The organism is Azospirillum sp. P4_B5, from assembly GCF_056402275.1.
In genome coordinates this window covers 36,986-47,926 of sequence record NZ_JBFUHT010000041.1, presented here as the reverse complement: position 1 = coordinate 47,926, position 10,941 = coordinate 36,986, and the positions used below count along the sequence as shown (strand labels likewise).

The following is a 10,941-nucleotide window of genomic DNA, read 5'->3' as shown; positions in this document are numbered from 1 at the left end:
CCGCGCTCGGCGCCAAAGAGCGTGTAGAGGTCCTGCTCCACCAGGGAAGGGGGATCGCCGAGCAGCGGCGCGTAGGTGAATGCAACGGCGGCAATGCAGGCGGCGGTCAAGGGCACCATGACACGTCGGGGTCCGGGATGGTGAGGTGGATTCGTCGACCATGCCCGTCATTGCGGCCGCCAATCGAGCCCCGGCGGTCGGCTTGGATGCCTCGCCGGGCGGCGCTCGGCAAAAATGCCCGGTTCTGAACACTGGGCGCCCAACGCGTTCCGTTGGGCGCCCAGTGGGCGCCCACGTCCAAATGCTGGGCGCCCAAATCGACAAATTGGGCGCCCAGTTACGAAAAGGGACGGGGTGGGGGAGGGGCCGCAGGCGGAGAAACGCTCCGTCGCCGACCCGTGTCGGGAGGTCCAGGCGCCCATTGGGCGCCCTGCATTCCGCCCTTGTGTCGGCTCCGGGCGAGGCGGGCGCCCACGGCCGTTCCGCGGCATCGCCAGGAGTGCTTTTCGCCCGGAACGCTTCCATCCCCGTGCGTCCCGAAGCCCTGAAAATGGAGCTGCCGCACTGCCCGGGCCGGGCCGCCAGCTGCCCCGGGCGTTCGGCCACTTCCGCTATCCTGGGCTGTGCGGCATCGCCTTGCCCTCCGGTCCGCCGTCCCGGTGCCCGGCTTTTCCGGCCGCCCGGCACGCCACCGGCTCCACGACATGGCTCGTTGGAAAGCCTGGTCCGTTCCTGTGGACGTCCGCAGGACGTCCTCAACCGTCCGCCGGGGCGCGCTCAGCGCCTTCCGTTTCTGCCGCCTGCGCCGACGGGAGACCTCCGCCGCCCCGTGTTCGCGCTCGGGTTGTCGCAGGGACGCCCCGGCGACCTGCTCTCCGTCCCCCGGACCCGACGGCGTGGCCAAGGCGGGCGCCCGTTTCCCTCATCCATCCCCAAGGCGGGCGCCTTGCCTTGGTCGCAGAGCCTGAAAAAGCCTTCCGTGCGTGGAGGCCGGGCGCCCGGCCATCGATGCTGGGCGCCCAACCTCTTCATTCAGGCGCCCGCTGGGCGCCCAGCGTTCAGAACTGGGCGCCCAGGCTGGGAGGTAGGGCGCCCACTGGGCGCCCGAAATTAAAAATTGGGCGCCCAATGCCAACCCACTGATCGGGAACAGCTTTTCCGATCCGGCCCCGATCTCAGGGCGCCCAGCTCGAAAAGTTGGGCGCCCAATGGTAACCATATGATCAGAAACGCCTTTTCCGATCTTGGCCGGATGCGTGGGCGCCCACGTCCAAACGCTGGGCGCCCAGCTCGGAAAATTGGGCGCCCAGCCTCCCGCTGGTGCTCGAACGCCCATGCCGACCCCGGCTACCGTGCTGCCATCGGTTCTTCAGACAGCCCCGACATGGCAAAGCGATCATCACCCTCCCCGATGGCGGACGCGCCGCGTCCACCGCCCGACGACGGCGACAGCGGCATTCACCGCCTGAACTTCAAGGGAACGGCTCCCGCGAAGGAGATGGCGCAGCGCCTCGCCACCCTGTCGCGGGAGAACCGCGAGGCTGACGCCGCCGATCAGGGGTTGGCCGTGGTCGGCGACCCGCTGAGTGTGCGTGCCGCCAATCTGGTGCGCGACGGGGCGACGAACGTCGGGTCGCTGGTCGCGGCCCTGCTGAAGGATGGGCCGGGCGACGTTGAACTTCATCCGCCAGGCGCGCTGCAGGAGCTGGAGCGCTGCCTGGGCGAGATGGCGGCGGATCTCGCTCATGCCCGGCGTCAGAGCGAGGAGAAGGCGGCGGTCCTCGCCGACGTCCGGCGCCGGGGCGAGGAGAACGCCGCCCATGCGAGCGATCTGCAGCGCCGCCTGACGGTGGCCGACCAGGCGCTCGGCGCGGCGCACGCGCGGATCACCGAGCTGGAGGGGGTTCTGGAGGCGGCGCGGCAAAGTCTGCTCCAGGCGGAACGGATGGCGGCGGAGCATCCCTCCGTGCGGACGATGGCGACGCCGGTTCATGGGTCGCCGAGCGCCCGCCTTGGAGGTGCCGGGGATATCCTGGGGGTGGATTCCGCTCCGGATGCCGCCCGCCGGTCCGGCACCGATGTCCGCGCCGATCGGCCCGGACCGCCGCAATCGACGCTGGACGGCAAGGTCGACCGCTTCTGCAAGGCGGTTCTGCGCGGCACCAGGAACGCCGCGATGGTCCTCATCGCCAGCACCGCGGCCATGGCCATCCTCGGCGTCGTCATGACCCAGAGCAACGGCGTCACGGCGCCGTCGAGCGAAGCCGACAGCCTAGCGGCGGCCCCGCTGCTCGGGCTGTCGTCCGCCGGAGGCGATGGTGAGGCGGGGCGCAGCGTGCTTCCCGGCCTCGCGGCACCTCCGTCGCCTGCGGCGATGGAGGTTGCCTCATTGCCACCCGCCGCGCCGGCGGAACCGGAGAAGGCCGCGGCCGAGGCCAAGCCGGTCGACCGCTCGCCGTCACCGCCGCCGGCGTTGCCGCCACCGGACGCCGCACCGGCTCCAGCGTCGCCTCCCTTCATCGCCGTGCCGGCGGCACCGCCCCCTTCGGTCGAGCCCGAGGCCGTGCGCCGCCTCGCCGACATATTGGATCAGGCCGACCGGACGCTGGAGCGGCTGAGCGCGGCGGAGACGGAGCTGGGCAAGCGCTTGGCCGGGCTGCCCGCCGCATCCGCCCCAGCGCCGGACAAGCCGAAGGACCCGCCCAAGGCGGCTTCCAGCGGCCCCAAGGCGGCCCCCGTCAAGCCGCGTGCGGACGCCCGGCGGCGCGTGGCCGACATCCGGGACGACGAAACCCTGGCGCGGGCGGCGCAGCGGCACGGCGTCCGGCTGGAGCGCATCTACGACCTGAACCCGGCTCTGGAAGCCGTGCCTCCAGACGTGCCTTTGACCAAGGGACAGGTCTGGATTCCGAACGATTTCTGAGCCGTGGACGGCGACCGGATGCATTTTCCGCCGCCGCCCGTACATAGGGTTGTCGTTTGCCCACGAAGGTTGGACTCTAGGGTTCGGTGACCGAAATCCGGGGTCGCGGGCGTGGGCGCCCAACCCCCATTAGGCGGTCGATGCGACAGACGTTTTGTGCAGGCAAGATTAGGTGCATGTCGTGTCATGTCATGACACAGCGGCTTATACCGCAGCGCGAAGGGCGTTAGAGAGGGGAGCCGGCGGCTATAGGGTGATGAAGGCGATGTAGGCATCGTTGCCGGCCATGCCGGTGGTGACGGTCATGGTGCTCACGGCCAATCCGGTGAAGGTCATGCTGGCGTCGATGGTGCCGTTGCCGTCGATGTCGCAGCGGACCGTGGCGCCCCTGTAGCCGTCGGCGCCGCCCATCTCCTCCCAGGTCAGCCGGGACTGGCCGGGCACGAACCCCCAGAGGGTCGCCCATTCGCCCCGCTCCAGATCGACGATGGTGGACCAGGTGACCTCGCCCCCACGGCCATCGACGAAGAAGGTGTCGTGACCCGGCCCGCCGATCAGCCAGTTGGAGCCCGATCCGCCGTCCAGCACGTCGTCGCCGGCGCCGCCCCAGGCCGCGTCGTTGCCGCCCATCAGGTGGATGAAGTCGTTGCCGTCCGACCCGCCGACCACCTCGTCCTCGGCCGTGCCCAGGAAAGCCCACTGCAGGTTGGCCACCGGACCCTCATAGGCATAGGCGGCCACCGTTTGCTGCACCCCATTCACGGTGCGGCTGAAAGGCACGAACGGGCGTTCCGGCGCGGCGTCGGGAAGCGGGGAAGAGGCCGGCGGGGTCGGGAGCGTGCCGCTGTCGGGCTCGAGGACCGGCGGTGTGGCGGGTGTCCCGTTATCGGGCACCGGCTCCGGGGCCGGCGGCTGGTTGGTCTGGGGATCGGACGGGGGCAGGGGAGTGATACCCCCGCCACCCTCCTGTGGGGGCGTCGTTCCGCCAGCGGAGACGATGCCCATCAGCGTCCAGGCGAGATCCTGGAGACCGGCGGTGAGCGCCGGGGACAGCGGCAGCAGGCTGTAGTCGTGGTTGTAGGTGTCGGCGAACAGCGGGTCCCCGGTCCGGTCGTTCGCCCCGTAGGTGCCGACCTGGTGCAGGAAGTTGGCGTCGATGGCGTTCTGCCCCGCCGACAGGATCGTCACGTAGCCGCCGAGCGGCGCCGCCCCCGACACGAGGTTGCCGGTGACCGTGTTGTTCGCCGGGATGCCGGCGGCGCCCGCCAGGGGAACCCATTCGAGGCGGATGAAGCTCTCGCCGTTGGCGCCCAGCACGCTGACGTTGTTGGTGACGGTGTTGTCGTGGCCGCCATGGATCATGACGGCGGCCCAGGCGGTGTCGTGCAGGAAGTTGCCCGTCACCGTCACGCCGCTGGTCAGGTCGTCCAGATAGATTCCGTAGCCCTTGTAGTCGCGCAGCCACTGGCCGGTGCTGGTGGTGGCGATGCCGCCGGTGTGCTCGACCCAATTGCCTTCGATCCGCGTGCCGGTGTGCAGGTTCGACCGCCCGAGCAGCTCGATGCCGCCGGAGTCGGCGGTTTCCTCGCCGGTGTTGCGGACGCGGTTGTGGAGGATGGCGTTGTTCAGGCTGATGGTCGCGCTGTCCCAGTTCTTGACCGAGATGCCGTAGCGCGAGCTGTGGTCGATGTCGTTGTGGGAGATCACCGTGTCGCTGATCCCCGACGCCATGATGCCGCCGGCGTATTTGCGCACCTCGCCGATGTGCTGGATGCGGTTGCCGGTGACCGTGTTGCCGATCGACTGGCCGGTCAGCGCGATGCCGTTGATGCCGAGATGGTCCAGATAATTGCCGCTGACCAGATTGCGGTCCGATCCCTGGGTCAGCCGGATGCCCGTGCCGACGTTCACGAAGCTGTTGCCAGCGATGGTGTTGACGTCGCCGTTGAGGACATCGAGCGCGTTGCCGTCCGTCGTCGTGTTGGTGAAGGTCAGCCCTTGGACCGTCACCCCGTTGGCGCCGTTCAGCCGCAGCAGCGTGCCGAGCCGGGCGACCTCCACCCCGGCCCCGTTGAAGTCCTCCCCCGCCTTGATGACCAGCCGCCCGTCCGAGGCGCGGTAGGCGAACTCCCCCACCTGGTCGACGTGGGCGCTGTTGCCCAGCAGCTTGAAGGTGGAGCCGTCGCGCATGGTGAAGGGCGCGTCAGAGGTGAAGGTCAGGGTGCGCGTCAGCGCGTCGATGCCGGCGACCGTCAGGATCGCGTCCTGGAGCCGTTCCGTGTCGAAGACTTGGACCCGGCTGCCCGGCACCAGATCGGCGGTCGTGACGTCGCCCGCGCGGTAGCGCAGCGCGTTCTTGCTGGCGCCGTAGGCGCTCGCCTCGGCGACGAACCAGCCGGTGGTCGGGTCCTGCGGGTCGTAGGCCGCCTTGGAGGCCAGCCGGTAGCGCACGCCGTTGACGGTGACGTCCAGCCCCGGTGCGGCGGACAGTGGCGCCGACCAGACGCCGTTGCCCTCATAGACGAAGCCGGTGACCCGCTCGCCGCCGCTGAGGACCGCCTGCTCGCCCGGATAGCCCAGGATGCGGACGCCGCTGTCCGGCGCGCCGAGGCTAAGCGTGCCCGTCAGGGTGTAGGAGCCCTCGCGGACGTAGGTGGTCTTGATGGTTCCGGCGCGCATGGCTGCCTGCGCCCGTTCCAGGCTGGCGAAGGGGCCGTCGGTGCCCTCGGCGTTGGGAGCGGCCAGCCGTCCGGACCAGGCGTCGTTGCCGTTCTTCGCCACGTAGAAGGCGTCGCCCTGCGGGGCCTGAGCGTCCGAGGCGGTGCCCTGGAACACGGGGGCGGCGACCGCGAGGGTGACGGAGCCGTCCTGGGCGGGCGCGGGGGCGGCGAGGGTCTTCCCGTTCACCGCCACGGTTCCGATGGTCAGATCTCCCACAGGCAGGATCTGCACCGTGTGGGCAACGGACGGGTCCAGGGTGACGCCGAAGGTGAAGCGTTCGGCGGTGCCGGACGCGGCCTCGGCTTCCCCGACCAGCGTGCCGTCCACCAGAACCTTGACGCGCACCGCCCCCGTGGCGGACGCACCGCGCGCCGCCTCGACGGTGATGGGGATGGGCCGGGTGATGACCTCCTCCGGTTTCGGCGGGGGACGGACCAGCGGACCGCCGAACATCTCCTCCCCCAGCCCGAAGGACAGCAGGCCGCCCCAGTAGAGCCCCATCTGGCCGGCGACCACATCCTTCCCGTCCACCGCGCCCTTGTCGTAGGTGGCGCGCGCGTCGGTCGACCTGACCTCCTGCCCGTCGACGACGATGGAGCCGACGAACAGGTTGCGGTCCACCCCGTTCATCACTCCGTCGTTGTCGTACCAGATCGAGATCCGGTGGGCCTGATCGGGATCGACCGTGGCGGTGAAGTGATAGGGCGTGCTGGAGGTGGCGGCGACCCAGGCCTCGCCGATCATCACGCCATCGACCAGCAGCCGGAAATGCGGCGCCTGGCCGGCGGACACGCCCCAGGCGTTCACGATGATCGGGATGTCGATGGTCCGTTGCGGGGACGTGGACATGCGGGATCCTGAAGCCTGCGGGCGGAGAAACCACCCGTCCCGAGGGTTGCGGATTGCTCCCTCGCGCTCCAAAGCTGGCATACCACTATCGATTGGGTGTGTGACATTGGTCCCAGAATGGCCACAGCCAAGGCACTGGTCACAGCCTATGCGGGAAGGCTTGCCCAAGCTCGCGGAGCGGCGGTAGATAGCGGTTCCCCTCCCGCCTCCCGCCCCGAGTTCCCATGACCCTGCCGCCGACCTTCGACGCGGATGCCCTCGCCCGCTACGCGGCGGCGGACGTCATTTTCCTGGCCCAGGACGGCTTCCGGCAGCCCTCCGCGCGGGTGCGCTGCTACAACTTCGCCAAGGCGCTACGCCAGCAGGGGCTGCGCGCGGAGGTGCTGTCCTTCTTCGACCATCTGGGCGCCACCGATCAGGCCGGCGCCCTGTCCACCATCCCCGAGGAGGAGAAGATCCGCCTGAACCTGGAGGCGCACCGGGTGCTGGCGACCAACCCGCGGGCGGTCCTCTATGTCCAGAAGGTCGGCTACCACATGCTGGCGGCCGCCTTGGCGGCGGAGCGGGGCGGCAACCGGATCGTGCTCGACTACGACGACTACGAGCTGGACATGCAGCCCTTCCGCCGGCTGGAGCCCTGGTTCCCCAGCCTGCGCCCCGACCAGCTCTTCCACACGGTCGCCAACCGGGCCGGCGCCTGCGTGGCCGCCAGCCACCGGCTCCAGACCCTCCTGGCGCCGCTGAATTCGAACACGCACCTGATCCACACGGTGGCCGACCAGGACCTGTTCACCGCCGACGGGCGGGACGCGCCGCGCCGCCGCTTCGGGGACCGGGTGAACATCCTCTATTCCGGCGACTTCTGGGGCGATATTCCCATGAAGGACGTGCTGTTCGCGGTGGACGCATTCGCGTTGGTTCCCCGCGCCGTGCGCGACCGCGCCTGTTTCCACATCATCGGCTTCGGGCGGGCCTGGGAGGAGTTGAAGCGGCGCCTGAGGGAGCGGTTTCCGGACCTGCCCAACCTCGAGCTGCACGAGTTCATCCCGCCCACCGAGATCCCCGCCGTGCTGCGGGAGATGGACATCGGCGTGCTGCCCTATTCGGCCAACGAGTTCAACGTCGCCAAGAGCCCGACCAAGATGTTCGAGTTCTTGCTGGCCAAGGTGGCGGTCTGCGCCACTCCGGTAGGCGAGGTGACGCACTGCCTGGAGAGCGGCGTGTCCGGCCTGCTGGCCGAAGGGATGGAAGGCTACTCCGCGGCGCTCGCCCGGCTGATCGGCGACGACGCCTTCCGCCGGGACGTGGCCGAGGCCGCCCATCGGGTGGCGATGGAACGTTTCTCCCTCCAGGGCATCGCCCCCCGGCTGGCCGCCGTCGTCCGCGGCCTGCTGGAACCGGAGCCGCGGGCGGAGGCCCTGCCCGTGACGACGCTGGAGGATTTCCTGGCCGCCCGCCTCACCCGACCGGTCCCGCCGGCCCCGCGCGAGGTGCATCTGATGCGCCGCGACCTGGAGGCCCTGCTGGCCACCGAGGACTTGGAGGCCGCCGACCCGCGCCGCTGGAGCGGGCCGCTGGTCGCCGCCCTCGACTGGCCCGGCCTGACCAGCGTGGAGCGGGTGGCGCCGGACCGCGTGGCCGCCCTGAGGGCCGCGGCGGCGCGCCACCGCAACGCCGCCCGGCTGCGCCCGGAAGTCCTCCTGCCGGCGCGGGAACGTCCCCCCGGCCCTCCGGCGCTCGGCAAGCTCGCCGCCGCCGAGGATTGGGATGATCCGTCCTGGCGGCCCTGGGCGGTGCGGGTGCGGACCAACGTCTCCACCTTCCAGGCTCCCTACATCGACGACGCCGACGCGGAGCGCCGCCGCGACGAGGACGCCCGCAACAACATCGACAACTTCTTCAAGCGCAGCCGCGGCACCTGGGAGCGCGCGCAGTTCCTCTACGGCCTCGACCGGCTGGGGCTGCTGGAGCGGAACCCTCGCGCCCTGGTGCTGAGCGCCGAGGTGGACGGCTTTTACCTCATGCTGACCGAGCTGGTGCGGGCCGTCGGGGTGGTCGATGTCGGGCCGGGGGCGGCGGCCCACGCGGAGCGGGTGGGGGGCGGCGACCGCGACCCCTGGCTCGCCAAGCCGCGCCGCTTCCACCGCGACCGCATCGCGATCCATCACGGGATGCCGGGGCGGGATCTGTTCGCCGACGCGCCGTGGGACGCCGCCGTCCTGCCGCAGAACACGCTGCCGCGCCTGGCGGAAGAGGGCAAGGCGGCGGAGGTGCTGGCCTGGATCGACCAACGTCTGGCGCCGGGCGGGGTGCTGGCCTTCTCGGCGGAAATCCGGCTGAACGGGCGCCCGGGCGTGCCGGGGTTCACCCCGCGTCAGGCCGAGGGCCTGGGAGACGCCTTGTCAGACACCGGACTGGAACTGCCGGGGGCGGTTGACCTGTCGCTCAGCGACGCCACGCTCGACCGGTTCGTGACGACCGGCGCGCCGGACTCCGGGAACCCGAACTTCGCCGCCCGCACCGGCGAGGCCCTGCACGTCACCGCCGTCTGGTTCGCCCGCAAGCGGGCCGCCACGCCGGGTGCGGGGTGGGAGAGGCTGGCCCGGTTCCTGGCCTGACCACCCCTCCTCCCGCCGGTCACGCCGCCGGGCCTTACTCGGCCAAAACAGGCGCGTCGTCGTAGAGGTCGCGCAGGGCGGCGGCGGGAACTCCCAGCCGCGCCGCGTCCTGCCGCATCGCCGTGCGGGAGGAGACGATGCGCGGCGTCAGGAAGACCGGTCCCGCGAAGCCGGGCAGGGCGGTGGGCGCCTCCACCCGAGCGCCGTCCAGCGACTGGCCGGCCAGCTTGCCGTCGAACAGCCGCACGCGGCCTTCTGTGATGAGCGGCTTCAGCGCCGGCACCTGCCCCAGCGTCTCGAAGAAGTCGGTGCCGACGCCCCACAGGGCCACCGGGCTGTCCGCCGCCGCTTCGATCACTGCGGCACCCAGGGCGCGCCACTGGCGGATCAGATAGTCGGAGCTGCTCTTGGCCTTGTCGGCCCCGATGGCGAGGTCGCCTTCGGACAGGCGGCGCATCTTCTCGCCGCCGTCGGGCACGTAGAGATACTGCTCGTCGAGCGCCGCCCCGGCGTAGCGGTCGAGATGGCCCTTCTCCCGCAGGGTAGACATCGGCGTGCCCTCGATCTCGCCGCAGCCCGTCTCCTGGAAGGTGTCGAGCGGCAGGCTGGCGATGTAGGCCTTGGTGTCCTGCATCTGCTCGCGCGTCTCGCCCGGCAGGCCGTAGGTGAAGGTGCCGTGCACCGTCATGCCCAGACGCTTGATCTCATGCACCGCGGCGCGCGCGGTCTCCAGGTTCAGGCGCTTGTTGACAATGTTGTCGTTGACCCACTGGTTGCCACTCTCGAAGCCCAGCTTGACGCCGAAGCAGCCACTGTCGCGCATGGCCCGCCACGTCTCCAGCTTGATGGTGTCGGCGCGGCACATGGCCGACCAGGGCAGGCCGATGCGGGTCATCACCTCGCAGATCCCCAGGACGTGCTTGTCGCCGAGGTTGAATGTGTCGTCGTCGAAGTAGATGGACCGGTAGCCGTAGCGTCCAACCAGATCGCGCAGCATCCCCTCCACATAGTCTGGCTCGTAGAAGCGGACCGAGCGCTTGCCGGTGCCGTCCGGGTCGTTGCCGGTCATGGTCGCCGGCCAGACGCAGAAGATGCACTTGTAGGGGCAGCCGCGGCTGGCCCAGACCTGAAGCTGCGGCGCCTTCTGCCCGGCGGGGTTCACGTCCCAATAGCGGTGGGCGATGACCTCGTCGAAATAGGGATAAGGGGCGGCGTTCATCTCCGCCACCGTCAGCAGCTCGTGGGGAAGCACACCCGACGCGCCGTTCAGTACGCGCACGCTGCCCTTCTCGTACTCGCCCTGGATGACGGCGTGGATGGGGAACTGCTCCATCACCGCCTCGCCCTTGGCGGACATGGCGCCGGTCAGCACGATCTTGGTGTCGGGCAGGATCTCCTTGACGCGTCGCACGATGGTCTGGTCGTGGTCCCAGCAGGGCGTCGCCGTCTCGATGAAGATGTACTCGTACCGCTCCTCCCGCAGATGCCGGAAATAGCTATCGTAGGACTCGCGCAGCGCGATAGAGTCGCGGAAGACGACCTTCGCCCCGGTGGCCTTGGCGGCGTAGGTCGCGGCGTAGCCCATGAAGAAGGGATAAGGCAGATACTCCCCGAACACGAAGTTGCCGGGCGAGGAGTGGGCCTGGTTGGTATGCGGCCACCGCGAACCGGCGCGCACGCCGCTGAACCAGGCGGAGGCCGGGGCGTCGTCGCCCGCGAACTCGAACCGCTTGACCCACCAGGGCGGATTGCTGAACAGGACCTTCATCGCGCTTCCTTCCACCGCTCCCCGCGGATCGTCATTCTCGGGCCAACCGTCACTGGCCAGCC

4 protein-coding genes are annotated in these 10,941 nt (G+C 70.2%); 2 read left to right on the top strand and 2 right to left on the bottom strand.

Annotation, left to right across the window (positions count from 1 at the left end):
* Positions 1-1,384: 1,384 nt before the first annotated feature.
* A complete protein-coding gene (locus AC1DVI_RS25330; protein ID WP_476960324.1) occupies positions 1,385-2,923 on the top strand; it encodes a hypothetical protein in 1,539 nt (512 codons plus the stop codon).
* Positions 2,924-3,169: 246 nt separating this feature from the next.
* Here the strand turns inward: AC1DVI_RS25330 and AC1DVI_RS25325 are convergent, their stop codons facing one another.
* Entirely contained in the window at positions 3,170-6,493 is a 3,324-nt protein-coding gene (locus AC1DVI_RS25325) for a carbohydrate-binding domain-containing protein (protein WP_476960323.1), read from the bottom strand.
* Positions 6,494-6,717: 224 nt separating this feature from the next.
* Here AC1DVI_RS25325 and AC1DVI_RS25320 point away from each other — a divergent pair, with 224 nt between their 5' ends.
* On the top strand, positions 6,718-9,111 hold the full coding sequence (locus AC1DVI_RS25320) for a glycosyltransferase (RefSeq protein ID WP_476960322.1): 2,394 nt from the start codon (positions 6,718-6,720) through the stop codon (positions 9,109-9,111).
* A gap of 34 nt (positions 9,112-9,145) precedes the next feature.
* Here AC1DVI_RS25320 and AC1DVI_RS25315 read toward each other — a convergent pair whose 3' ends face one another.
* Positions 9,146-10,879 carry a B12-binding domain-containing radical SAM protein gene (locus AC1DVI_RS25315; RefSeq protein ID WP_476960321.1) on the bottom strand — a complete coding sequence of 578 codons (1,734 nt, stop codon included), beginning with the start codon at positions 10,877-10,879 and terminating at the stop codon, positions 9,146-9,148.
* Between the last annotated feature and the right edge of the window lie 62 nt (positions 10,880-10,941).